Genomic DNA, 22,604 nt, shown 5'->3' on the forward strand with positions numbered 1-22,604 from the left:
GCTGGCCGGCGACGGCGAGATCATCGCCCAGATCTACAAGGAGCGTGTCCTCAAGCGCGGCTACGGCTCCGGCGCCTGGGGCTGGCAGACCGCCTATCGGGAGACGATCACCACCGCGTGATTTTTTACTCGCGCCCGGCGCCGCCGGCCGCGAACAACGATGTTCAAAGGAGGAAGTGACGTGACGACCTTCGCCGCCAAGCTTCGTTTTTTCGCGGGCGCTCTTCTGTTCATGACGCTCGCAATCGTTTCCAGCCCGTCGGTGGCCCAACAGGCGCAGGACGGTCCCGCCGCCGTCACCGAAGAGCAGCTTCTTGAGCAGTTGGGCAGGATCGAGGGGCGCGGCACCATTCCGGATGCGCGTTCCTACGTTCTGGAACAGCCGGCCGGCCGTGACTGGCGCGCCTTCCATCAGGGCACGCTGCCATGGATCGGCGCCATCGCCATCCTCGGCATGCTTGCGATTCTCGTCATCTTCTACCTGTGGCGCGGCATGGTGAAACTCGAAAGCGGACGCTCGGGCCGCACCGTGGTGCGCTTCAACGCCTTCGAGCGGTTCGTCCACTGGATGACCGCCACCTGTTTCATCATCCTCGGCATATCCGGCCTGAACATCACCTTCGGCAAGTCGGTGCTGCTGCCGCTGATCGGGCCGGAGGCATTTTCCTCATGGTCGGTGCTGGCCAAGGCCTCGCACAACTATCTGAGCTTCCCTTTCACCATCGGCGTGGTGCTGATCTTCCTCATATGGATTGCCGGCAACATTCCCAACCGGGTCGATGTCGAATGGCTGAAGCGCGGCGGCGGCATCGTCGGCGACGAGCACCCGCCCGCCTATCGGTTCAATGCCGGCCAGAAGGCGATCTACTGGATCGTCGTGCTCGGCGGGGCGGCCGTCGCGATCAGCGGCTACATGCTGATGTTCCCATTCTACGGCACCGGCATCGCCGACATGCAGACGGCGCAGATGGTTCACGCCATCGTCTCCGTCCTGTTCGTGGCCGTCATGCTCGCCCACATCTATATCGGCACCATCGGCATGGAAGGCGCCTTCGAGGCGATGGGCAGCGGCACAGTTGACGTGAACTGGGCCAATGAGCACCATAGTCTCTGGTTTGCCGAACAGACGAAACAGGCCCAAGCCAAGAGCAACACGGCACCTTCGGCGCTGTCGACCCCCGCCGAGTAGAACTTCGGACCCGAAAGTGGGGGGCCGTTTTCGGGTCCTGAAGCGGCAGTTTCGACACGGTCGGAATTGCCGCTTCGCCCCGGCGACTTAGAGTGATCAGGTTGGGCTATTCCGACAATGGCGCCGGTAACTCCGATGGCATCCTGTCGTCGCTCCGTTTGCGCTTGCGGCGCGGTCGCATGTTGAACTGACCGGATACTCCCACGCCGCTTCCGATGCTCGACTTGTCGCGCTCGGCAAAGAGCCAGTCGATGAACACCTGCGCCACCGCGGCCGATCGCACCTCATTGCGACAGGCGACGTAGAAGGCATCGACCGCCGGCACAGAGAGCTTGAACGGCGTCATCAATTGTCCCTTGGCGAGCAGGCTGCTCGCGGTGACGGAATCTCCCAGCGCCACGCCGTGGCCATGAACAGCGGCTTCGGTCGACAGCCTGGCGTCGCCCAGATGGTGGTGCTGAGCGCCGCGCAGATCGAGCGCATCCGCGGCGGCAAGCCAGGTGTGCCACTCCCGGCCGTCGTCGCCATGCAACAGGACATGATCGGCAAGGTCGCGGATAGTGCGGATCGGCCGGTTGTTGACCAGCGTCGGACTGACCACAGGGAAAAGCTCGAGATCGGTCCACTTCCTATACCAGCAGTCGGACCAGCTCGCATCACCATAGCGGATGCAGATGTCGATATCGGGCGAGCGGATGTCTTGCGGGTCGTTGGATGCGGAAAGCCGCAGGCTGATATCGGGAAACTGCGCGATGAAGGTGCCGAGGCGCGGGATCAGCCACAGCGACAGCAGCGCCGGCACGCAGCTCACCGCCAGCGTTCCCGAACTCGACGGCCGCGTCATGCGTGCCGTCGCGGCGGCGATCCCGTCGAAAGCCCCCGACACCACCGGCAGCAACTCCGCGCCCTGCGGAGTCACCTTCAGCCGCGGGCCGGCCCGCTCGAACAGCTTGACCTTGAGCGCCGCTTCCAGCGCCCGCACCTGGTGGCTGACGGCACCGTGGGTGACATTGAGTTCGGCCGCGGCCCTGGTCAGCGAGCCGCTGCGCGCCACCGCCTCAAAGGCCCGCAGCGGATTAAGCGGAGGCAACCGCCTGGACATCGGATTTTCCTCTGGCTCGCGATTGTTAGAATTTCTCACAATGAGGGCTACAGCAATATCAATTGATTTTCCAGCCGCCTTGCCCAACAATCAGCTTTGGAAGACGACGTTGCGACCTGGTTTCGGGCGAAAGCAGCGCTTGCGAATTCCGGCGCGCGCACTCCGAAACCCGGCAAACGGGCGAACATCAGGGAGATCGACGGCATGAGTTTCGATGGCGAGAAACTTGAAGCCTTGCGCCGCAAATATGCCGACAGCCACGGCGGCGAGCTCTTCAACCCGCAGTTCAGGCGCGTCGCCGACAAGATTTTCTCCGAAAGCGGCACCCGGCTTGCGCCCTATTCGGGCGTGCCGACCTTCCTGACGGCGCCATACAGGCAGGTCGACAACGACAATCCGAATTTCGGCGATCTCCAGGTCGCCATGGTCGGCGTGCCGATGGACCTCGGCGTCACCAACCGTCCCGGCTCGCGCTTCGGTCCGCGCGCCTTGCGGGCCATCGAGCGCATCGGCCCCTATAACCACGTGCTGGACTGCGCACCGGTGCAAGACCTGCGCGTCGCCGATATCGGCGACATCGCCTTCGACAGCCGCTACCGGCTGGAACTCAGCCATGAAAACATCGAGCGCCGCATCGGCCAGATGGTGTCGGCCGGCGTCGCGCCGCTTTCCGTCGGCGGCGATCATTCCATCACCCATCCGATCCTGAAGGCGGTCGGGAGGGATCGGCCGGTCGGGCTGATCCATATCGATGCCCATTGCGATACCGGCGGCGCCTTCGACGGGACCAAGTTCCACCATGGCGGGCCATTCCGCAACGCGGTGCTCGACGGCGTGCTCGACCCCTCCCGCACGATCCAGATCGGCATTCGCGGTTCGGCGGAATATCTTTGGGAGTTCACCTATGAATCCGGCATGACGGTGATCCATGCCGAGGAGATTTCCGGCATGGGCATACCGGCCGTTGTCGAGAAGGCACGGCGAATTGTCGGTGACGGCCCCACCTATCTGTCCTTCGACATAGACAGCCTCGACCCCGCCTTCGCGCCCGGAACCGGCACGCCGGAAGTCGGCGGCCTGACCACGCGTGAGGTTCTGGAAATCCTGCGCGGACTGAAGGGCGTCAATCTCGTCGGCGGCGATGTCGTGGAGGTTGCGCCGCAATATGATTCCACCACCAATACCGCCCATGCCGGCGCGCAGGTGCTTTTCGAGATCCTCAGCCTGATGGTGTTCAGCCCGTCGATCACTGGCAAGCACCGCCAACAAGGATAAAATAACACGCCGGCAAACCGGCGGTCTTCAAGGAGGAGAAGCAAATGACGAACCATCGCGAAGGCGTCAGCCGCCGCGCCGTACTTGCAGCAGGCATTTCAGCAGCCGGCATGCTTGCCATGCCGTCCATATTGAGGGCGCAGGACAAGTCGCTGAAGATCGGCGTCTATGGCGGTTACTTCAAGAAGTCGTTCGACGAGCACATCTTCCCGGAATTCACCAAGGCAAGCGGCATCGCCGTCGAATCGATCGCCGAGCCGACCGGCGAGGCCTGGCTGGTGCAGCTCGAACAGGCGGCCAAGGCCGGCCAGGCTCCGGCCGACGTTTCGATGATGTCGCAGACGTCCACGCTGAAGGGCCAGTCCACCGAGCTTTGGACGCCGCTCGACATCGCCAAGATCAAGAATGGCGGCGACCTGCTCGAGCGTTTCGTCAACAAATATCCGGACGGCCGCGTCGCCGGCATCGGGGCGGTGGCGTGGTACATCACGCTGGTCACCAACACCAATGTCTACAAGGAGCCGCCGACCTCCTGGGCCGCCCTGTGGGACCCGGCAAATACCGACAAGCTCGGCCTCCTGGCGCTCGTCTCCAACTCCTTCCTGCTCGAAGTGACCGCCAAGACCTTCTTCGGCGGCACCAACGCGCTCGACACGGAGGAAGGCCAGATCAAGGCCTTCGAGAAGCTCGCCGAGGTTAAGCCGAATGTGCGGCTCTGGTATCGCGACGAGGCGCAGTTCGAACAGGCGTTGAAATCCGGCGAAATCCCGATGGGCCAGTATTACCACGACGTCACCGGCCTTGCCGCCGCCGACGGCCAGCCGGTGCGTTCAACCTTCCCGAAGGAAGGCGGCATCCAGGATTCCGGCAACTGGGTCCTGTCGCGCGCTTCCAAGAAGGTCGAGGAGGCGCATGTCTTCATCGACTATATGAGCCAGCCTTCCATCCAGGGCCTGATGTCACGCAAGGTCGGCACCGCACCGACGCTGAAGAAGGAGGTGCTGGACCTGACGCCGGAGGAATTCGCCGCGGTGTCATCGGAGATCGAGCCGATCATCCCGCGCTACGATCTCTACACGACCAAGGCGGACTGGCTGAACCAGAAATGGACCGAGATGATCGTCGGATAACCCTTGTATCTTGACGTCTGAGAATGGCTGCTCCGGCAGCCATTCTATCCTCACGCAATCCGGGAGCGGGTGAACCATGTCCGGCCTGTCGCTGAACGACATCTCGAAGCAGTTCGGATCATTCACGGCGGTCGACCGGGTAAATCTCTCCGTGCCGCACGGCACCTTTGTCTGTCTGCTCGGGCCTTCGGGCTGCGGCAAGACCACTCTGCTCAGGATGATCGCCGGGCTCGAAGAGCCGAGTTCCGGCCGCATCGTCATAGACGACGAAGACATCACCGACGTGCCGACCCATAAGCGCAATCTCGGCATGGTGTTCCAGTCGCTGGCACTGTTTCCGCATTTGTCGGTGGGTGAAAACATCGCCTACCCGCTACGCATTCGCGGCGTGGCGCGCGAAGAGCAGGCAAAGCGCACGCAAGAGCTGTTGAGGATGGTCCATCTTCCCGGCTCCGGAGACCGGCCGGTCGCCAAGCTTTCCGGCGGCCAGCGACAGCGCGTGGCGATTGCCCGCGCGCTGGCGCTGTCACCGCGCCTGTTCCTGCTCGATGAGCCGCTTTCGGCGCTCGACGCCAAGCTGCGCGAAGCCATGCAGGTGGAGCTTCGCCAGTTGCAGCAGCGGCTCGGCATAACCACCATCGTCGTCACCCACGACCAGCGCGAGGCGATGACCATGGCCGATCTGGTCGTGGTCATGGGCGACGGCAAGATCCGCCAGGCCGCACCGCCGATCGAGATCTATCGCAAGCCCGCCGACGCCTTCGTTGCCGGCTTCATCGGCATGACCAACCTTCTGCCGGTGGAGACCGACCGCGCCGGCCGCGCCATGGTCCTGGACACGGCAATTCCCGGCCTTCGCCTGCCTGACGGCGTCACCAGGGCATCGGTTTCGGTGCGGCCGGAGGATGTGCGGCTGAGTGCGCCAGGCGCCGGCAGCATTACGGGCAAGGTCACCTTCGTGCGCGATCTCGGCGGCACGATCGAAACTTTCGTCGAGACCGCCGGCACGACGATCATTGCGGTGGCAACGCCGCGCGAGCGGCCCGACGTCACGGCAGGGGCTGAGGTCGGTGTGGTGCTGCCGCCGGAAAGCTGCGTGGTCGTGCGCTCATGAGACGCGAAGCCCCGCAGTCGATTGCCGACTATTCGCCGCTGTTCTTTCCCGGACTGATGCTGATCGTGTTCTTCGTGGTGCCGTTCTCCACGATGATTGCCGTCAGCTTCTTCCGACGCCAGCAGGGCGGCTTCTACACGCCCGACTTCGTGCTGGACAATTATGCCCGCTTCCTGTCGCTGTTCTTCGGCAATGTGCTCGGCTTTTCGCTGATGCTGGCGGTGCTGGTCGCCATCTGCTGCGTGGCGATCGCTTTTCCCTTCACCTATCTGCTGACGCGCTGCTCGCGGCGCGTTCAGACCGTGTGGCTGGTCGCGCTTCTTTCGGTGCTGTCGCTGTCGGAGGTCATCATCGGCTTCGCCTGGTCGACGCTGCTGTCGCGCACCGCCGGCATCACCAATCTGCTGGCTGCCGTCGGCCTGATGGGGGAGCCGGAGGCGCTGCTGCCAAGCTTCGGCGCAGTGCTGGTGGGCATGGTCTACCAGGCGATGCCCTATACGATCCTGGTGCTCTACCCTGCCCTGGTGCGGCTCGACCCGACGCTGTTGGAGGCGGCGCGCACGCTCGGCGCCTCCCCGCTGCGCGCCTTCTTCAACGTGGTGGCGCCGGTGTCGCGCAACACCATCGTGGCCACGCTGATCATGGTCTTCGTCTTCGCGCTCGGCTCCTATCTTCTGCCGCAGATCCTCGGGCGGCCGCAGCACTGGACGCTCTCGGTGCTGATCACCGACCAGGCGATCTACCAGTCCAACATGCCGTTTGCCGCAGCCATGGCGGTGTTCCTGGTGCTGATCTCGCTGGCGCTGGTCGGCCTCACCTTGCTGGTCGGGCGAAGGGAGGCGGCGGCATGATCGAGAAACTGTTCCGGCGCTTCTATTTCGCGGCGGTCGCGCTGTTCCTGGCCGCGCCGCTGATCGTGGTGCTCGGCGTCTCGGTCAACGAGAAGCAGGACCTTACCTTTCCGCCGAAAGGCTTTTCGCTCGCCTGGTACGCGCAGATATTCACCGACCCGGAGTGGCGGAGTGCACTCGTCGCCTCGGTGCTGCTGGCCGTCTCGGCGGCGGCCATCGCCGTGGCGATCGCGCTGCCGCTGGCCTGGTTCCTGTGGCGCCGGCGCGCGCCCTGGGCAAACATCTTCCAGTTGCTCGGCATCGCCCCTTTCATCCTGCCGCCGGTGATCACCGCGCTCGGCCTCTTGACCTTCTGGGCGACAACCGGCTTCTACGGCCGGCCCTGGACGGCGGCGATCAGCCACGGCATCTTTTTCGTGACGCTGCCGCTGGTGACGCTGTCGCTCGGCTTTGCCTCGATCGATCGCTCGCTGACGGAAGCCGCCGCCACCATGGGCGCGGATGACCGCACAGTGGCGCGAACCGTCGTGCTGCCGCTGATCCTGCCCTATCTTGTCTCCGGCTATGCCTTCGCCTTCGTGCTGTCGCTCAACGAATATATCGTGGCCTATATGACCATCGGCTTCACCCTGGAAACGCTGCCGATCAAGATCTTCAACGCGCTGCGCTATGGCTATACGCCGACCATGGCTTCGGTGACCGTGTTCTTCGTCGCGGTGGCGGCCATCGTGTTCGGGCTGATCGCACGGTTCGGCGACATCCGACGTCTGCTCGGCGCGCTCGGCTCGGACGAAAAGACATGAAGATTGCTGCCTTGCAGATGCGGGCACGCGCTGGCGACGTTCAGGCCAATCTCGCCCGGATCGAACGCGCCACACGCGAGGCCGCAGCCGAGGGCGCTGCCCTGCTGGTCACGCCGGAACTGGCGCTAACCGGCTATGGCGCCGGCGAGGTGATCAGGGCGTTGGCCGAGCCGGCCGACGGTCCGCAGGCGCGACGGCTGGCGCAGATCTCAGCCGAGACCGGCGTGGCGATCGTCACCGGCTTTGCCGAGAGATCCGGCGACACACTCTTCAACAGCGCGCTTTACCTCGATGGCGCCAATCAGCCCAGGGTCTACCGGAAATCGCATCTCTACGGCCCTTATGAGCGCGGCCTGTTCAAGCCCGAGCCTCCTTGCGCATTCGTGGTGGAGCTCGATGGCGTCAGGATCGGCGTGCTCATCTGCTACGACGTTGAATTTCCGGAATGTGCGCCGTCTCGCCCAGGCCGGAGCCGATGCCGTTGTCGTGCCTACGGCATTGCCGGCCAGCGATCATGCCGAGCTGATCGCCCGCAAGATGATCCCGGTTCGCGCCTTCGAGAACCAGATTTTCGTGGCCTATGTGAATCATTGCGGCAACGACGCACTGTTTTCCTATGCCGGTCTCACCGGCATCGCGGCGCCGGACGGCACCATGCTTGCCGAAGCGGGGCGGAACGGCGAGGCGCTGTTGTTTGCCGAGATCGACCGCAGCGCCTATGCGGACTCGGCAGCAGCAAACAGCTACCTCGCCGATCTCAGGCTCTGACCGATAAAGCATCGCTTGATTTGTCGACTGTATGATCCATAGTTGTCGTCGTAACTGGAGCAATTCCGAGCCGGGTTTTCCGGGCCGAATTGCGCAATCGAAGAATTGGAGCGGAGGGAAGCCATGAAAGCCTTTGTCGCAGCAGTCATTGCAGCAGTTGTAGTAGCCATCGGCGCATCGTTTGTACTTGAGGCGCAACAAAAGAGCGTCGATCAGGCGTTCGCGACAAACAGCACGCGAGTCGGCGAGCCGGGCCACAACCTCATCGTCGTCGACTGAGCCGCGCTTCCGCCTGCCGTTACTTTTCCTCAGTCTTCAGCAGACCCAGGAGATCGATCTCTTCGACGGGTTCGTCTTCGCCCTCGACCTCACGGAAGGTGAAGGCCCGGGCATGGGCGTGCAGAGGGTCACCGCCGATTTCGGGTTCGCGCGGCCTCAGCGTGCGAAACTCCTCGTGCAACTCGCCCTTCTCGATCGATCGTCTGACCGCAAGCAGCGTCTGGGTGGGGTGATCGCAGAGCGAAGCGGCAAAGGCGACCTCCTCTTCCGCGCTGGCGCGCGCCGCATCGAGATCGGGCGCGCCGAACTGTGCGACCAGTTGCGTGGCAAGCCGTTCGACCGCTTCGGCGCGATCGGCCTCCGTCGCCTCGGTAACGACGGCCAGCGTCGACCAGCCGAGACTGTCCAGGCCGAGGAAGCCTGAGCGCAGCGCCACGCGCGACTTCGTGTCGAGCTTGGCGGCATCTTCGCAATCCCAGAAGACGAAAGCGCCGGAGACGGCCCACTCCCCCGGCTCGGCCGCGCGCGCGAAGACAAAGGTGTCGGACGGATCAAGCCGGATCGTTCGCGGAAGCTTCAGCATCGCCGCTCACCCATATCTCGGACTCTGGCTGTCGGCATCCAGCCAGGAAGGGCGCGCAAGCGCCCCGCCGAGCGCCAAGGGTGCAGCGCCTGGCTCAAGGAGCAGGTCGCCATTGCCGGCGAGACGTCGCCCCTGTCCAGACACGGGCTGCAGCCGCGCCAGATAAGCGCTTGCCACGGCGTCGAACCCCGCTTCGCTCCACTGGTCGAAGCCCTTCATGAGATGGCGGGCAAAGCTGCTGACGATCGGCTCCGTCCCGCCCTCGTCAAACCCGTCGCCGACCAGCGACACCTCGCCCTCGCCGGCGCGGCGCAGCATGACGCCGAGCACCAGCCAGTCCGGCACCTCGTCTTCGGCGCAGCCCCGAGGCCAGCCGAGCCGGACGCCGCCGATCAGCGCGCCATCGAAGAACACCGCGTCGGGCCAGCCGAAGCTTACCGGACGCTCCGGCGGGCAGAGGGCCGAAATGGCGTCGCCGACCGCGTTCATGCCAGCGAAAAGCGCGCGGCGGCTGGAGGGCAGTTCCTCGTCCGGCTCCAGCACCAGCGCGAATTCGATCAGATCGTAGCGCCCCACCCGAAAAAGCGTTCCGGCACCAGCTTCGGCCGCAACATGCATTGCATGTTGGAACGCGTCGGCGTGTTCGCGCAGGGCAACGAGCGCATAGCCCGGGGGCAGATCAAGGCGACGCTCGCCAGCTTGTGTGATCATGGACGGTATCTTTCGACTGGTTTAAATTTGAACAGGCTATAAGGTACAGGTCAAGCCGACGGTGCATCACTCGCGGTCGGCGACGAGGGGCTGCGGGCCTCTCACAGGGAGGTGCACTATGGGCGGCGCAAAACCTCATCTGATGATCTGCACATGCGAGCGGACGATGCCGCTCGATCCGCAGGCGGTGAGCCGCGGCTGCAACGGCAACGTGACCCGGCACGACCATCTTTGCGGTGCGGAGCTTGGCGAGTTCCGGCACGCTGTTTCGGCTGGTGAGGCGATCGTCGTCGCCTGCACGCAGGAAACACCGCTGTTTCGCGAAGTGGCCGAGAGCCTCTCGTCCGACGCGCCGCTGTCCTTCGCCAATATTCGTGAAAACGGCGGCTGGTCGCGGGATGCCGCCGCAGCCGGGCCGAAGGCCGCCGCACTGATTGCCGCGGCAATCGAGGAGCCGCCGCTGGTCACCCCGGTGACGCTTGAAAGCGCCGGCGTCGCGCTCATCTATGGCTGCGACGACGTGGCGGTGGAGGCTGGAAGGCAGCTTGCCGATCGCCTCGACATCACAGTGCTTCTCACCCGCCCCGGCGACATCACGCCGCGCGCCGTCAATGAGTTTCCTGTCCTGAAAGGCAGCGTACGCAATGCTCAGGGATACCTCGGCCGCTTCGAACTGACCATCGACGATTATGCCCTGCCGGCCCCTTCCTCTCGCGAAAAACTGCGTTTCGGTCCGGCGCGTGACGGCGCTGTCTCGAACTGCGACCTGATCCTCGATCTCAGCGGCGGCATGCCGCTGTTTCCGGCACATGAACTGCGGCCGGGCTATGTTCGCGCCGATCCGCGCGATCCTCTCGCCGTCGAAAAAGCGATCGCCGAGGCCGGCAATCTGGTCGGCACCTTCGACAAGCCGTTGTTCATCCGGTTCGACGCCTCGCTCTGCGCTCATTCGCGCTCGAAGATCACCGGCTGCACGCGTTGCCTCGACCTCTGCCCCACCGGCGCGATCACACCGAATGGCGATGCGGTGGCAATCGACCCGGCCATTTGCGGCGGCTGCGGCTTCTGTGCGGCCACCTGCCCCACGGGGGCCGCCTCCTACGCGGTGCCGCCAGCCGATATGCTGATGAGCCGGCTTCGCACGCTGCTGCAGACCTACACGAAGGCAGGCGGCGTCGGTCCCAGGATCCTGTTCCACGATGGTGATCACGGCAGGCCGCTGATCGACGCGCTGGCGCGATTCGGTGACGGCTTGCCGGCCGAGGTCATCCCCGTTGCCGTCAACGAAGTCAGCCAGGTCGGCCCGGAGGCGATCGCAGCCGCCTTCGCCTATGGAGCCACGGGCGTGACACTTCTCGCCCGCGAGCGGCCACGGCACGACATGCTCGGCATGCGGCAGGTGGTCGAACTTTCGCAGACGATCGTCGGTTCGCTCGGCTTCGGCGAGGACGTCGTGCGGATCGTGCAGGCGGACGATCCTGATCGGCTGCGCGCCTTCCTCGATGCAGCCCCCCGTGGCACGGCCGCGATAAATACGGCCTCATTCGTGGCGCGCGGCGCCAAGCGAGGACTTCTCGAAACCGCCTTTTCCGAATTGCACCGGGCCGCACCTGCCCCCGTCGATCGCATCGCGCTGCCACGCGGCGCCCCGTTCGGTTCGCTCGCGCTCGACGTCGAGAGCTGCACGCTTTGCCATTCCTGCGTGACGGCCTGCCCGACCGGCGCCCTCTCGGACGACCCGGAGCGGCCGATGCTGCGCTTTGCCGAAAGCGCCTGCGTGCAATGCGGCCTCTGCGCCGCCACCTGCCCGGAAGATGCGCTGACGCTCGAACCGCAGCTCGATTTCCTGGCCTGGAGCGCGCCGCGGCGCACATTGAAGCAGGAAGAGCCGTTCCGGTGCATCGCCTGCGGCGAGCCGTTCGGCACCAAAAGCACCATCGAGCGCGTCGTCGCAAGGCTTGAGGAAAAGCACTGGATGTTCAAGGGCGAGCATGCCCGCCGGATCGACGTGGTGAAAATGTGCGACAAGTGCCGCGTCTCGGCGGTGGTGAACGAAGGCTTCGATCCCAACATTCCGCAGCGCCCGCCGGTCGTCACCACGGACGACTATCTGCGGGCTCGCGAGACGGGCGCAGACAATCCGACCCACTCCTGAACCGACCGTTCCGGTGTTGGAGCATATTGCCGCGATTTCGCGGTAAAATCCGCGCAAAACTTGGAAAAACCGCGGAAAACTCCTATATCTGGGTGATCTCGAAGTGCGCGATTCGGGGCGGGAATCGGCGCACTTTTCTGCTGAAACGAAACGAAAGCTTTTCATGAACGACACGACCGACAACCCAGCCGGCGCGCAAGCCGAATATAGTGCCGATTCCATCAAGGTCCTCAAAGGCCTCGATGCGGTGCGCAAACGGCCGGGAATGTATATCGGCGACACCGACGACGGTTCCGGCCTGCATCACATGGTCTACGAGGTGGTCGACAACGCCATCGACGAGGCGCTTGCGGGCCACGCCACGCTGGTGACCGTGACGCTCAATCCGGACGGGTCGGTGACGGTCACCGACAACGGCCGCGGCATCCCGACCGACATCCACACCGGCGAAGGCATTTCGGCTGCCGAGGTCATCATGACCCAGCTTCATGCCGGCGGTAAGTTCGACCAGAACTCCTACAAGGTTTCGGGCGGCCTGCACGGCGTCGGCGTTTCGGTCGTCAACGCGCTGTCGCTCTGGCTGAAACTCAAGATCCGCCGCCATGGCCATGTTCACGAAATGTCGTTCACCCACGGCGTCGCCGACGGCCCGCTGACGATAACGGGCGATTCCGGCGGCGAGACCGGCACCGAGGTCACCTTCCTGCCGTCGAGCGAGACCTTCACGATGGTCGAGTTCGACTATTCGACGCTGGAGCACCGGCTGCGTGAGCTGGCCTTCCTGAATTCGGGCGTCCGCATCGTCCTGTCGGACAAGCGCCATGCCGACGTGAAACTGCAGGAACTGCATTATGACGGCGGTCTGGAGGAATTCGTCAAATATCTCGACAAGGCCAAGAAGCCGCTGATTTCGGCGCCCATCGCCATCCGCGCCGAGCGCGACGGCATCACGGTTGAAGTGGCTATGTGGTGGAACGACAGCTACCACGAAAACGTACTCGCCTTCACCAACAACATTCCGCAGCGCGACGGCGGCACGCACCTGGCCGGCTTCCGTGCCGCACTTACCCGGCAGGTTACCGGCTATGCTGAATCCTCCGGCATCTCCAAGAAGGAAAAGGTGTCGATCACCGGCGACGATAGCCGCGAAGGCTTGACGGCGGTCCTTTCGGTCAAGGTTCCCGATCCGAAATTTTCCTCGCAGACCAAGGACAAGCTCGTCTCATCCGAGGTTCGGCCGGTCGTCGAAAGTCTGGTCAACGAGGCGCTCGGCACCTGGTTCGAAGAACACCCGGCTGAGGCCAAGGTGCTGATTGGCAAGGTGGTCGAGGCTGCCGCAGCGCGCGAGGCGGCGCGCAAGGCCCGCGAACTCACGCGGCGCAAGGGCGCCCTCGACATCACCTCGCTGCCCGGGAAGCTTGCCGATTGTCAGGAACGCGATCCGGCCAAGTCCGAGCTGTTCATCGTCGAGGGTGACTCCGCCGGCGGCTCGGCCAAGGGCGGACGCTCGCGGCAGAACCAGGCGATCCTGCCGCTGCGCGGCAAGATCCTCAATGTCGAGCGGGCGCGTTTCGACCGCATGCTGTCGTCCGACATGATCGGCACGCTGATCACCGCGCTCGGCACCTCGATCGGCAAGGACGAATTCAACGCCGACAAGCTGCGCTATCACAAGATCATCATCATGACCGACGCCGACGTCGACGGCGCGCATATCCGCACCCTTCTGCTCACCTTCTTCTTCCGGCAAATGCCGGAGCTGATCGAGCGCGGGCACCTCTATATCGCCCAGCCGCCGCTTTATAAGGTTTCGCGCGGCAAGAGCTCGCAATACATCAAGGACGAAACCGCTTTCGAGGAGTTCCTGATCGAAAGCGGCCTTGATGAGGCTTCGCTGACGCTTTCCTCGGGTGAAGTGCGCAGGGGACGCGACCTCAGAGGTGCGGTGGACGATGCGCTTGCCGTGCGTGCGCTCATCAACGGACTGCACACGCGCTATTCGCGGGCGGTGGTCGAGCAGGCGGCGATCGCCGGCGCCTTCAACCCGGAGGTGTTTTCCGATCTTGGCCGCGCCAACCAGATGGCGGCCACGATCGCCGCACGCCTCGATGCCATTGCCGAGGACACCGAGCGCGGCTGGGAGGGACGCACCTCGATATCGAATGAAGGTCCGGGTGGCTTCCTCTTCGAGCGAACGGTTCGCGGCGTGAAGGAGCATGCCTATCTCGACATGGCGTTGCTTCACTCGGCCGATGCACGCGCGCTGGACCGCTATGCGGCCCGGCTGGGCGAGGTTTATGCGCAGTCGCCCGTGCTTCGCCGCAAGGATGTTTCCGAAGCGATATCCGGCCCCATCGCGCTGCTCGATTCGGTTTTCGCCGCCGGCAAGAAGGGCCTTACCATGCAGCGCTACAAGGGGCTTGGCGAAATGAATGCCGAGCAGCTTTGGGAGACGACGCTCGACCCGAATGTGCGCTCGCTGCTGCAGGTCAAGATCAACGACGCGACCAAGGCCGACAGCCTGTTCTCGCGCCTGATGGGCGACGAGGTCGAGCCGCGCCGCGACTTCATCCAGGAAAATGCGCTATCGGTCGCCAATCTGGACGTCTGACGCGCCGGGGCACGTAAAGGCCTGCGGGGTGCCCGCAGGCCAGCTTCCATCTAGTCTAAACCCGTTCCAGCGCAAGCGCGATGCCCTGGCCGACGCCGATGCACATCGTGGCAAGCGCACGCCTGACACCGCGAAGCTGCAATTCGAGGGCCGCGGTTCCGGTAATGCGCGCGCCCGACATGCCGAGCGGATGGCCCAGCGCTATCGCCCCACCATTGGCATTGACATGGGCGGCATCCTCATCGATCTCGAGGGCGCGCAGCACCGCAATGCCTTGCGCGGCGAACGCCTCGTTGAGTTCAACGATGTCGAAATCCTGCGGCATGATACCGAGCCGCGCGCACAGCTTGCGCGTTGCCGGAACCGGCCCCATTCCCATGATGCGCGGCGCAATTCCGGCCGTCGCGCCGCCGAGTATGCGCGCGATCGGTTTCAAGCCATGCTTTCTCGCCGCCGCCTCCGACGCCACGATCAGCGCCGCCGCGCCATCGTTGACTCCCGATGCGTTCCCGGCAGTGACCGAGCCGCCTTGGCGAAATGGCGTCGGCAACCTGCCGAGATCCTCGACCGTCGCTGTTGGGCGCGGATGTTCGTCCCGATCCACAACGGTCGGCGTACCCTTGCGTCGGGGAATGGTGACCGGGACGATCTCTCGCGCCAGCCTGCCGTTTTCCATGGCGACACCGGCACGGGTTTGAGAGCGAACGGCGAATGCGTCCTGGTCGGCGCGCGAGATGCCGAACTCAGCGGCGACATTCTCTCCCGTCTCGGGCATGGAATCGATGCCATACTGCGCCTTCATCAGCGGATTGACGAAACGCCAGCCGATGGTGGTGTCATGGATTTCGGCATGGCGCGAAAAGGCGCTGTCGGCCTTGGGTAGAACGAAGGGCGCGCGCGACATGGATTCCACGCCGCCGGCAATCGCAAATTCGATTTCGCCGGCGCGAATGGCGCGGGCAGCGGTCAACACCGCGTCCATTCCGGAGCCGCACAGGCGATTGAGCGTTACCCCCGGAACGCATTCGGGCAGGCCGGCCAGCAGCAGGGACATGCGCGCGACATTGCGGTTGTCCTCGCCCGCCTGGTTGGCGCAGCCGAGAACCACTTCGTCCACCGCTTCCCAATCGACCGCGATATTGCGCTCAATCAGCGCCTTGGCGGAACTGCGCCGAGATCGTCGGTGCGAACCGGCGCCAGCGCGCCTCCGAAACGGCCGATAGGCGTGCGGATATAGTCGCAGATAAAGGCTTCGGTCACTTTGGGGGCCTCACAAGCATTCGCCTACATTGGCAGGCTACGCCGCCCGGAGCAATTCCAGGAACGGCGTGAACGGCTCTTCGGTCGGTCGCGGATCAAAAAAGCCGCCTCGTGCGAGGCGGCTCCCGTCAATGACACAGCGCTGGAGGATGGGCGCCCGTGCTGCCTCGGGCCTCAGCGTCGTACCATTCGGCCGAGGGCTATCAATATGCAGGCGCCGATGAAGCCGACGATCAGATAGGCCAGCCAACCCGTAAAGCCGACGTTCAACGCCGCCAATATGGCGTTCAGAACGATGGCGCCGACGACGCCGAGAACGATGTTCATGAGAAGACCCATATTGCTTTTCATGAATTGCTCGGCCAGCCAGCCTGCAAGTCCCCCGATGATGATTGCTGCCAACCATCCAACGCCATTTACGTCCATTTTGTCTCTCCCGAGGTTGAAATCCGAAATCGGAAACGCCGGCCGAGGCCCGCGCCAACTCAACTCAGTTCGCCGTAAAACATTCCGGCAACAACAGGTTACCATAGTGAACACGCTGGCGCGCAATGTGTTCCGCAGGTCACGCCATGGTTGTCTTCAAACGCTCGGCGATGAGGCTCGCCAAACGCTCGGCGACCGCTTCCTTGCTCATTTCGGGCCATTCATCCGTGCCGTCCGGAGCAACGATGGTCACGCGGTTGCGGTCGCCACCCATAACCCCGCCCGCATGCGCGACATTGTTGGCGACGATGAAATCGGCGCCCTTCTTCTTCAGCTTGGCCTGCGCATTGGCGACAACATTCTGGGTTTCGGCCGCAAAACCGACCACGAGATATGGCCGATTTGCATGGTGGCCGACACCCGCCAGAATGTCCGGGTTCTCTGCCATCCGCAGCGAAGGCGGGGTGGCGCCGGGCGCCTTCTTGATCTTTTCCGCTGCCGATTTTTCGACGCGCCAATCGGCAACGGCGGCGACGAAGATCGCGGCATCGGCCGGCAGCAACTGTTCGACCGCATCGCGCATTTCCTGCGCACTCTCGACATGAACGGTGTTGACGCCTGCCGGATCTGCAATCGAAACCGGGCCGGAAACGAGACGCACATCCGCACCCAGCCTTGCCAAAGCTGCCGCGATCGCATGGCCCTGCTTGCCGGACGAACGGTTGGCGATATAGCGCACCGGATCGATCGGCTCATGTGTCGGACCGGAGGTGACGATGATCTTCCTGCCAGCGAGCGGGCCGGGACGCGACTTGAACTGCGCCTCCACGGCCGCAACGATCTCCAGCGGCTCGGCCATGCGGCCCTCTCCCGCTTCGCCGCTCTCGGCCATCTCGCCTCTGTTTGGTCCGACAAAGATCATGCCATCGCCTTCCAGCATGGCGCGGTTGCGCCTTGTCGCCGGATGCGCCCACATCATCGGGTTCATCGCCGGTGCCATCAGCACTTTCTTGTCGGTCGCCAGCAGGGTGGCCGAGGCAAGATCGTTGGCAAGGCCGCCGGCAAGCTTCGCCATCAGGTCGGCGGTCGCGGGCGCCACCACCACCAGATCGGCCTCGCGCGTCAAACGGATATGGCCGACATCGTGTTCGGACCGGTGATCGAACAGATCGGTGAAGACTTGATCGGCACTGAGCGCGCCGACTGAAAGCGGCGTGACGAAAGCCTGCGCGCCTTGCGTCATCACGCATCGCACCGCCGCACCGCGCTCGCGTAGGCGTCGGATGAGATCGAGCGACTTGTAGGCCGCAATACCGCCCCCGATGATCAGGAGAATACGCTTGCCCGAAAGTGTCATGGCGTGCGTCCTTCCCATGGATTGATGACATCGATGCCGCAATGCTCGAAATCGCCGACATTGCGCGTTACAACAGCAAAGCCATGAGAGCGTGCTATCGCCGCAATCTGCGCATCGAACTCCCCTATGGGACGGCCGCGCCTGCGTCTCAACGCGACCAGTTCAGCGAAAATATCCGCCTCGTCCTTGCCGAAAGGCAAGACTTCATTCCTGATCGTCAAGCGGAAAAATCCTTCGATCAGATCACCAAGTGCCTGCTGTTGCTTGCCTTCCGGCAATAGAAGCATACCCAACAGAAGCTCCGCGCGGCTGATGGCCGTGATCCAATAGTCGTCGCGACCATGCGCATCCAACCAAGCCACGACACTGGGAGATGGCCTTGGCGTGAACATCTCCGATATGACATTGGTGTCAAGAATGAACATATTGGCGGTTCATTCGAACTTCGGCGGTTCTCTAACGGCGGAGCTGCGCTCGGGAATCTCAAGTTCGAACGCCCCATACTTCGCCTTGAGACGATTGATGGAAGCCATAAGGCTCTCGCCTTGCGCCCCTTCTCCGCCCCGGCGGACCGCTTCACCAATAATCGTGCGCACTTCCTGCTCCATCGAAACACCATTGGCAGCGGCGCGCTTGCGCAATGCCTGCTTCACACGCTCGTCGAGATTGCGAATGGTCAGCGTCGTCATGGCTCAACTCCTTGAACCAATATAGGCAGGAGAGACCCTGCATGCAATGCATGCATTGACAGCACTGCATGCATCGCCGCGACTAGAACAGCCGCCAGGCGATCCACACCAGCGCGAGTGCAATCACCCAAAGCGCCACGCGGCCCGAGCGCGTATGTCGCGCCTCGGCCTGCCCGATGGCATTTGCGGTGGCGTCGTCGAAGCGCAAGCCATGCTCGGCCATGCCGTCGATCTCGCGTGACAGCCGCTCAGTCCGCACCGCAAGATCGGGGACCTGGCGCACCAGCGAAACGAGCGCGCCCAGACCATCACGCGCATCGTTCAGCATTCCGCGCGGTCCCAGATTATCTGCGATCCACTTGCTGACCACCGGCTCGGAAGTCTTCCACATGTTGAAAGCAGGGTCGAGCGTGCGCGCGACCCCCTCGACCACCACCATGGTCTTTTGCAGCAGGATCAGTTCCGGTCGAGTCTGCATGTCGAACAGTTCGGTGACTTCGAACAGCAGGGTCAGAAGCTTGGCCATCGAAATGGTTTCGGCAGGTTGCCCGTGGATCGGCTCGCCAATGGCGCGGATGGCCTGGGCGAAGGCCGAAACATTGTGCTTGCCCGGCACGTAGCCGGCTTCGAAATGCACTTCCGCCACTCGCACGTAGTCGCGAGTGATGAAGCCGTAGAGGATTTCAGCCAGGAAATGGCGTTCCTTCTTGCCGAGCCGCCCGGCGATGCCGAGATCGACGGCGACGATGGTGCCGCTTCCCTCGACGAAAAGGTTTCCCGGATGCATGTCGGCATGGAAGAAGCCGTCGCGCAACGTGTGCCTCAGGAACGATTGGACAAGGTTCGTGGCGATCAGCGGCAAGTCGTGGCCGGCGGCGCGCAACCCCTCGACATCGCTCATTTTGATGCCGTCGACCCATTCGAGGGTCAGCACATCGCGGCCGGTGCGCTCCCAATCGACATGCGGCACCCGAAACCCCGGATCGTCGCGGGTGTTCTCGCCGATTTCGGAAAGGGCTGCCGCCTCCAGCCGCAGATCCATCTCGATGCGCGTCGTCTGCGCCAGGGTTTCGGTCACTTCTATCGGACGCAGGCGCCGACTCGACGGGATGTAACGTTCCTGCAGGCGCGCGGCGAGAAAGAAGCTCTCGAGGTCGCGAAAGAAAGCCTTGCGCACGCCGGGCCGGATGACCTTGACCGCCACCTTGGCAGCGCTGCCATCCGGACGCACAACTCCGGCCGCATGGACCTGGGCAATGGAAGCGGCGGCGACTGGATCGCCGAAGCTCACGAACAGGTCGTCCATCGGTCGGCCAAGCGACCCCTCGACGGCATGGATCGCCTGCTCGCGTCCGAAGGTGTGCATGCGATCCTGCAGCAACGCCAGATCGAGCGCGATGTCGTTGCCGACGACGTCGGGACGCGTGGCCAGGAACTGACCGAGCTTGACATAAGAAGGCCCGAGACGAGCGACAGCGCCGGCCAGCCGCTCGGAGCGCATGCGCTTTCGCGCGCGACGACGCGTGAACAGCCTGGCAACCCGCCAGCCGAGCCTCGGCAGGCCGGAAAGCTCATCTCCGGGGAGTGCGGCGATAACGCCTTCGCGGGTCAATATCCAGCCGGCCCGAAGCAGGCGGAACGCAGCGCCGGGCGAACTCATACGCAAGGATCCGTCAAAGCTTCCAACCCGAATGCAGGGCAGCGATGCCACCGGAATAATTGCGGAACGTCACCCGATCGAAGCCGGCGCGCGAAATCATTGCGGCGAAATTGGCCTGATTGGGAAATTTGCGGATCGATTCGACGAGATAGGAATAGGGCTGGCCATCACCGGCCACCGCCTGACCGATACGCGGAATGGCGTTGAACGACCATGCTTCATAAACGCGGTCGAGCAGCGGCATGTCGACTTCGGAAAACTCCAGGCAAAGAAAGCGTCCGCCGGGCTTCAGCACCCGGTAAGCCTCGGCAAGCGCCGTTTCGATGCGCGGCACGTTACGGATGCCGAAAGCGATGGTGTAGGCGTCGAAACTTGCATCCGCGAAGGGCAGTTCCTCCGCATTGGCCTCGACGAAATCGGCGTTGGCGGCCACGCCTCGCTTTTCGGCGCGCTCGCGCCCCACGGCCAGCATCGATCCGTTGATGTCGAGCACCGTCACATGCGCCTGCCTGTTCGAGGCATCGATGATGCGAAAGGCGATGTCGCCGGTGCCGCCGGCAACGTCGAGCGACCTCCAACCCGGGCGCTTCGGCGGGTTGAGCCAGGACACCATACCGTCCTTCCACAGACGGTGCAGTCCGCCCGACATCAGGTCGTTCATCAGGTCATAGCGGTTGGCGACGCGATGGAACACATCGTTGACCAGTGTCTGCTTATCGCCGGTGCCGACCTCAGTGAAGCCGAAGGAAGTCTCCATGCCACCGGCAGAAGTCGCGCGTTGTTCCGACATTATTCCGATCCGCCATAAAACCGGCGGGACCATAGCCGATCAGGATGGACGACGCTATCGTTTAAGGCGCGGTCAACCGACGCGCTTGCGACGCAACCGGGGAACACACGCATGCCTTTGAAAGCCGAGCTTCATTGCCATATCGAAGGTGCGGCCACGCCCGATCTGGTGCTGAAGCAAGCGCAGAAATATGGCAAGGACGTCTCGCACTTCATCCGCGACGGCGGCTATGTCTGGCATGATTTCACCAGCTTTCTGGCGGCCTATGACGCGGCATCCGACCTGTTCCGCAGCGAGGACGACTATGCGCGACTGGCCGATCACTATCTGACCAGCCTGGCGCGCGACGGCGCCATCTATTCGGAAATATTCACCTCGCCGGACCACGCCGCCAAAGCCGGTCTCTCGCCGCAGGCCTATACGGCGGCACTCGGCGCAGGCATTGAACGCGCCCGCGCCAAAACCGGGATCGAGGCTCGCATGATCGTCACCGGTGTCAGGCACCACGGCGTCGAATCCATCGAGGCGGCGGCGCGCTTTGCCGCCAGATGCGGCCACCCCTTGGTCACCGGCTTCGGCGTCGCCGGCGACGAGCGCCATGGCGATGTGGAGGATTATGTGCGCGCCTTCGAGATCGCGCGCGAGGCCGGCCTTGGCGTCACCATCCATGCCGGAGAGTTCGCCGGGTGGGAAAGCGTGAAGGCCGTCCTCGACCACATCCGTCCATCGCGCATCGGCCATGGCGTGCGCGCCATCGAAAACCCGGATCTGGTCAGGCGTATCGCCGAGCAGGGCGTGGTGCTGGAATGCTGCCCCGGCTCCAATATCGCGCTTGGGGTCTTCAACGGCTTTGAAGACCATCCGTTTCCGCGACTGCGCGACGCCGGCTGCAAGGTCACGCTCAATTCCGACGATCCGCCGTTTTTCGCAACGACTCTGAAACGCGAATATGACAACGCCGCCGCCCATTTCGGCATGAGCGAAAAGGCGCTGACCGGCTTGACCCGCACCGCCATCGAAGCCGCTTTCGTCGACCGGAAGACGCGCGCCGAACTGCTCGCCCGCTTGAACGACGGTCGGCGCTGACAGGCCGCATGCTGGCGTTGGCCGCGGCGACAAAATTGTGATTGGCAGGCCACAAGCGGTTTCTCGGCGGCGCTTTGCCCGATAGTATCGCGAAGATAGCAGCTTGCAGGAGCGACTTTTCATGGGCGTTACCGTCGTCGACCATCCGCTTGTCCAGCACAAGCTCACCATCATGCGGGACAAGGAGACGTCGACTGCGAGCTTCCGGCGGTTGCTGCGCGAGATTTCGCTGCTGCTCGGCTACGAGGTGACGCGCGACCTCGAACTCACCACCAAGACCATCGAGACACCGATCGAGACGATGGAGGCGCCAACGCTCGAGGGCAAGAAGCTGGTCTTCGCCTCGGTGCTGCGCGCCGGAAACGGGCTGCTCGAAGGCCTGCTCGACCTGGTGCCGGCCGCGCGTGTCGCCCATATCGGGCTCTACCGCGACCATGAAACGCTCGAGGCCATCGAATATTTCTTCAAGGCGCCGAGCGACCTTGCCGACCGGCTGGTCATCGTCGTCGACCCTATGCTCGCCACCGCCAATTCGGCGGTCGCGGCAATCGACAAGCTGAAGGATCGCGGCGCCACGAACATTCGCTACCTTTGCCTGCTCGCGGCTCCCGAAGGCATCGAGCACTTCACCAAAGCCCACCCCGATGTGCCGGTGTTCACCGCCGCGATCGACCGCCAGCTCAACGAGAAGGGCTACATCATCCCGGGCCTTGGCGACGCCGGCGACCGGCTCTATGGAACCAAGTGACCGGCTTTACCGGCGAT

The 22,604-nt window shown here is 63.7% G+C and carries 20 protein-coding genes and 3 pseudogenes; 13 read left to right on the forward strand and 10 right to left on the reverse strand.

From position 1 onward, the window contains the following. Together ACLKMW_RS06630 and ACLKMW_RS06635 are read left to right on the forward strand one after the other, a co-directional pair. Positions 1-121, forward strand: a pseudogene (locus ACLKMW_RS06630) (formate dehydrogenase); the annotation flags it as partial. A gap of 60 nt (positions 122-181) precedes the next feature. Then, on the forward strand, positions 182-1,189 hold the full coding sequence (locus tag ACLKMW_RS06635) for a formate dehydrogenase subunit gamma (RefSeq protein WP_415723622.1): 1,008 nt from the start codon (positions 182-184) through the stop codon (positions 1,187-1,189). A gap of 106 nt (positions 1,190-1,295) precedes the next feature. On the opposite strand, the gene gcvA is transcribed toward ACLKMW_RS06635, so the two are convergent. Continuing rightward, positions 1,296-2,291, reverse strand: a complete 996-nt coding sequence (gcvA, locus tag ACLKMW_RS06640) for a transcriptional regulator GcvA (RefSeq protein WP_415723623.1) — start codon at positions 2,289-2,291, stop codon at positions 1,296-1,298. A 204-nt stretch (positions 2,292-2,495) separates the two neighbouring features. On the opposite strand from gcvA, the gene speB reads away from it, so the two are divergent. The 7 genes and pseudogenes from speB to ACLKMW_RS06675 all read left to right on the forward strand — a co-directional run bounded on the left by speB (position 2,496) and on the right by ACLKMW_RS06675 (position 8,511). Further along, positions 2,496-3,566 carry an agmatinase gene (gene speB, locus ACLKMW_RS06645; protein ID WP_415723624.1) on the forward strand — a complete coding sequence of 357 codons (1,071 nt, stop codon included), beginning with the start codon at positions 2,496-2,498 and terminating at the stop codon, positions 3,564-3,566. 44 nt (positions 3,567-3,610) lie between these two features. Continuing rightward, positions 3,611-4,696 (forward strand): ABC transporter substrate-binding protein, encoded by a 1,086-nt coding sequence (locus tag ACLKMW_RS06650; RefSeq protein ID WP_415723625.1) that lies wholly within the window; start codon positions 3,611-3,613, stop codon positions 4,694-4,696. 76 nt (positions 4,697-4,772) lie between these two features. After that, entirely contained in the window at positions 4,773-5,810 is a 1,038-nt protein-coding gene (locus tag ACLKMW_RS06655) for an ABC transporter ATP-binding protein (protein WP_415723626.1), read from the forward strand. Next, the gene (locus ACLKMW_RS06660; protein WP_415723627.1) at positions 5,807-6,661 is read left to right on the forward strand and encodes an ABC transporter permease; all 855 of its coding nucleotides are present in this window, start codon (positions 5,807-5,809) and stop codon (positions 6,659-6,661) included. The genes ACLKMW_RS06655 and ACLKMW_RS06660 overlap by 4 nt, the downstream gene beginning before the upstream one ends. Beyond that, on the forward strand, positions 6,658-7,464 hold the full coding sequence (locus ACLKMW_RS06665) for an ABC transporter permease (protein ID WP_415723628.1): 807 nt from the start codon (positions 6,658-6,660) through the stop codon (positions 7,462-7,464). The genes ACLKMW_RS06660 and ACLKMW_RS06665 overlap by 4 nt, the downstream gene beginning before the upstream one ends. Continuing rightward, a pseudogene (locus ACLKMW_RS06670) lies at positions 7,461-8,232 on the forward strand (carbon-nitrogen hydrolase family protein). The gene ACLKMW_RS06665 and the pseudogene ACLKMW_RS06670 overlap by 4 nt, the downstream one beginning before the upstream one ends. Before the next feature lie 123 nt (positions 8,233-8,355). Next, positions 8,356-8,511 (forward strand): hypothetical protein, encoded by a 156-nt coding sequence (locus ACLKMW_RS06675; RefSeq protein WP_415723629.1) that lies wholly within the window; start codon positions 8,356-8,358, stop codon positions 8,509-8,511. 19 nt (positions 8,512-8,530) lie between these two features. On the opposite strand, the gene ACLKMW_RS06680 is transcribed toward ACLKMW_RS06675, so the two are convergent. Both ACLKMW_RS06680 and ACLKMW_RS06685 read right to left on the reverse strand, forming a co-directional pair. Continuing rightward, on the reverse strand, positions 8,531-9,094 hold the full coding sequence (locus tag ACLKMW_RS06680) for a DUF6505 family protein (protein WP_415723630.1): 564 nt from the start codon (positions 9,092-9,094) through the stop codon (positions 8,531-8,533). A gap of 6 nt (positions 9,095-9,100) precedes the next feature. Next, a complete protein-coding gene (locus ACLKMW_RS06685) occupies positions 9,101-9,805 on the reverse strand; it encodes a biotin/lipoate--protein ligase family protein (RefSeq protein ID WP_415723631.1) in 705 nt (234 codons plus the stop codon). A gap of 118 nt (positions 9,806-9,923) precedes the next feature. On the opposite strand from ACLKMW_RS06685, the gene ACLKMW_RS06690 reads away from it, so the two are divergent. Both ACLKMW_RS06690 and gyrB read left to right on the forward strand, forming a co-directional pair. Further along, the gene (locus tag ACLKMW_RS06690) at positions 9,924-11,960 is read left to right on the forward strand and encodes a 4Fe-4S binding protein (RefSeq protein WP_415723632.1); all 2,037 of its coding nucleotides are present in this window, start codon (positions 9,924-9,926) and stop codon (positions 11,958-11,960) included. A 163-nt stretch (positions 11,961-12,123) separates the two neighbouring features. Further along, positions 12,124-14,571: a DNA topoisomerase (ATP-hydrolyzing) subunit B gene (gene gyrB, locus ACLKMW_RS06695; RefSeq protein WP_415723633.1), complete on the forward strand. Its 2,448-nt coding sequence runs from the start codon at positions 12,124-12,126 to the stop codon at positions 14,569-14,571. 55 nt (positions 14,572-14,626) lie between these two features. On the opposite strand, the pseudogene pcaF reads toward gyrB, so the two are convergent. The 7 genes and pseudogenes from pcaF to ubiE all read right to left on the reverse strand — a co-directional run bounded on the left by pcaF (position 14,627) and on the right by ubiE (position 20,753). Then, positions 14,627-15,831 (reverse strand): annotated as a pseudogene (pcaF, locus tag ACLKMW_RS06700) (3-oxoadipyl-CoA thiolase). Between the two features lie 174 nt (positions 15,832-16,005). After that, positions 16,006-16,257, reverse strand: a complete 252-nt coding sequence (locus ACLKMW_RS06705; protein WP_415723634.1) for a GlsB/YeaQ/YmgE family stress response membrane protein — start codon at positions 16,255-16,257, stop codon at positions 16,006-16,008. 139 nt (positions 16,258-16,396) lie between these two features. Further along, a complete protein-coding gene (gene coaBC / locus ACLKMW_RS06710; protein WP_415723635.1) occupies positions 16,397-17,614 on the reverse strand; it encodes a bifunctional phosphopantothenoylcysteine decarboxylase/phosphopantothenate--cysteine ligase CoaBC in 1,218 nt (405 codons plus the stop codon). Next, a complete protein-coding gene (locus ACLKMW_RS06715; RefSeq protein ID WP_415723636.1) occupies positions 17,611-18,039 on the reverse strand; it encodes a type II toxin-antitoxin system VapC family toxin in 429 nt (142 codons plus the stop codon). The genes coaBC and ACLKMW_RS06715 overlap by 4 nt, the downstream gene beginning before the upstream one ends. A gap of 9 nt (positions 18,040-18,048) precedes the next feature. Beyond that, positions 18,049-18,303 carry a FitA-like ribbon-helix-helix domain-containing protein gene (locus tag ACLKMW_RS06720; RefSeq protein WP_415723637.1) on the reverse strand — a complete coding sequence of 85 codons (255 nt, stop codon included), beginning with the start codon at positions 18,301-18,303 and terminating at the stop codon, positions 18,049-18,051. 82 nt (positions 18,304-18,385) lie between these two features. Continuing rightward, complete coding sequence (ubiB, locus tag ACLKMW_RS06725; RefSeq protein WP_415723638.1) at positions 18,386-19,963, reverse strand: 2-polyprenylphenol 6-hydroxylase; 1,578 nt, start codon at positions 19,961-19,963, stop codon at positions 18,386-18,388. A gap of 13 nt (positions 19,964-19,976) precedes the next feature. Continuing rightward, positions 19,977-20,753 (reverse strand): bifunctional demethylmenaquinone methyltransferase/2-methoxy-6-polyprenyl-1,4-benzoquinol methylase UbiE, encoded by a 777-nt coding sequence (ubiE, locus tag ACLKMW_RS06730; protein ID WP_415723639.1) that lies wholly within the window; start codon positions 20,751-20,753, stop codon positions 19,977-19,979. A gap of 111 nt (positions 20,754-20,864) precedes the next feature. Here ubiE and ACLKMW_RS06735 point away from each other — a divergent pair, with 111 nt between their 5' ends. Both ACLKMW_RS06735 and upp read left to right on the forward strand, forming a co-directional pair. After that, positions 20,865-21,839 (forward strand): adenosine deaminase, encoded by a 975-nt coding sequence (locus ACLKMW_RS06735; protein WP_415723640.1) that lies wholly within the window; start codon positions 20,865-20,867, stop codon positions 21,837-21,839. A gap of 121 nt (positions 21,840-21,960) precedes the next feature. Continuing rightward, the gene (gene upp / locus ACLKMW_RS06740; RefSeq protein WP_415723641.1) at positions 21,961-22,587 is read left to right on the forward strand and encodes a uracil phosphoribosyltransferase; all 627 of its coding nucleotides are present in this window, start codon (positions 21,961-21,963) and stop codon (positions 22,585-22,587) included. The last annotated feature ends 17 nt before the right edge of the window (positions 22,588-22,604 follow it).

The organism is Borborobacter xinjiangensis, from assembly GCF_047739745.1.
In the GTDB taxonomy this organism is placed as follows: Bacteria; Pseudomonadota; Alphaproteobacteria; order Rhizobiales; family Rhizobiaceae; genus Pseudaminobacter.

What these genes read in the sequence shown, in the direction of transcription:
- ACLKMW_RS06705 (WP_415723634.1), bottom strand. Translation starts at nt 16,257, where the DNA reads ATGGACGTAAATGGCGTTGGATGGTTGGCAGCAATCATCATCGGGGGA.
- ACLKMW_RS06660 (WP_415723627.1), top strand. Translation starts at nt 5,807, where the DNA reads ATGAGACGCGAAGCCCCGCAGTCGATTGCCGACTATTCGCCGCTGTTC.
- ACLKMW_RS06665 (WP_415723628.1), top strand. Translation starts at nt 6,658, where the DNA reads ATGATCGAGAAACTGTTCCGGCGCTTCTATTTCGCGGCGGTCGCGCTG.
- ACLKMW_RS06655 (WP_415723626.1), top strand. Translation starts at nt 4,773, where the DNA reads ATGTCCGGCCTGTCGCTGAACGACATCTCGAAGCAGTTCGGATCATTC.
- coaBC (WP_415723635.1), bottom strand. Translation starts at nt 17,614, where the DNA reads ATGACACTTTCGGGCAAGCGTATTCTCCTGATCATCGGGGGCGGTATT.
- ACLKMW_RS06675 (WP_415723629.1), top strand. Translation starts at nt 8,356, where the DNA reads ATGAAAGCCTTTGTCGCAGCAGTCATTGCAGCAGTTGTAGTAGCCATC.
- ACLKMW_RS06735 (WP_415723640.1), top strand. Translation starts at nt 20,865, where the DNA reads ATGCCTTTGAAAGCCGAGCTTCATTGCCATATCGAAGGTGCGGCCACG.
- ACLKMW_RS06720 (WP_415723637.1), bottom strand. Translation starts at nt 18,303, where the DNA reads ATGACGACGCTGACCATTCGCAATCTCGACGAGCGTGTGAAGCAGGCA.
- ACLKMW_RS06650 (WP_415723625.1), top strand. Translation starts at nt 3,611, where the DNA reads ATGACGAACCATCGCGAAGGCGTCAGCCGCCGCGCCGTACTTGCAGCA.
- gcvA (WP_415723623.1), bottom strand. Translation starts at nt 2,291, where the DNA reads ATGTCCAGGCGGTTGCCTCCGCTTAATCCGCTGCGGGCCTTTGAGGCG.
- ACLKMW_RS06680 (WP_415723630.1), bottom strand. Translation starts at nt 9,094, where the DNA reads ATGCTGAAGCTTCCGCGAACGATCCGGCTTGATCCGTCCGACACCTTT.
- ACLKMW_RS06715 (WP_415723636.1), bottom strand. Translation starts at nt 18,039, where the DNA reads ATGTTCATTCTTGACACCAATGTCATATCGGAGATGTTCACGCCAAGG.
- ubiB (WP_415723638.1), bottom strand. Translation starts at nt 19,963, where the DNA reads ATGAGTTCGCCCGGCGCTGCGTTCCGCCTGCTTCGGGCCGGCTGGATA.
- ACLKMW_RS06685 (WP_415723631.1), bottom strand. Translation starts at nt 9,805, where the DNA reads ATGATCACACAAGCTGGCGAGCGTCGCCTTGATCTGCCCCCGGGCTAT.
- upp (WP_415723641.1), top strand. Translation starts at nt 21,961, where the DNA reads ATGGGCGTTACCGTCGTCGACCATCCGCTTGTCCAGCACAAGCTCACC.
- ACLKMW_RS06690 (WP_415723632.1), top strand. Translation starts at nt 9,924, where the DNA reads ATGGGCGGCGCAAAACCTCATCTGATGATCTGCACATGCGAGCGGACG.
- ubiE (WP_415723639.1), bottom strand. Translation starts at nt 20,753, where the DNA reads ATGTCGGAACAACGCGCGACTTCTGCCGGTGGCATGGAGACTTCCTTC.
- speB (WP_415723624.1), top strand. Translation starts at nt 2,496, where the DNA reads ATGAGTTTCGATGGCGAGAAACTTGAAGCCTTGCGCCGCAAATATGCC.
- gyrB (WP_415723633.1), top strand. Translation starts at nt 12,124, where the DNA reads ATGAACGACACGACCGACAACCCAGCCGGCGCGCAAGCCGAATATAGT.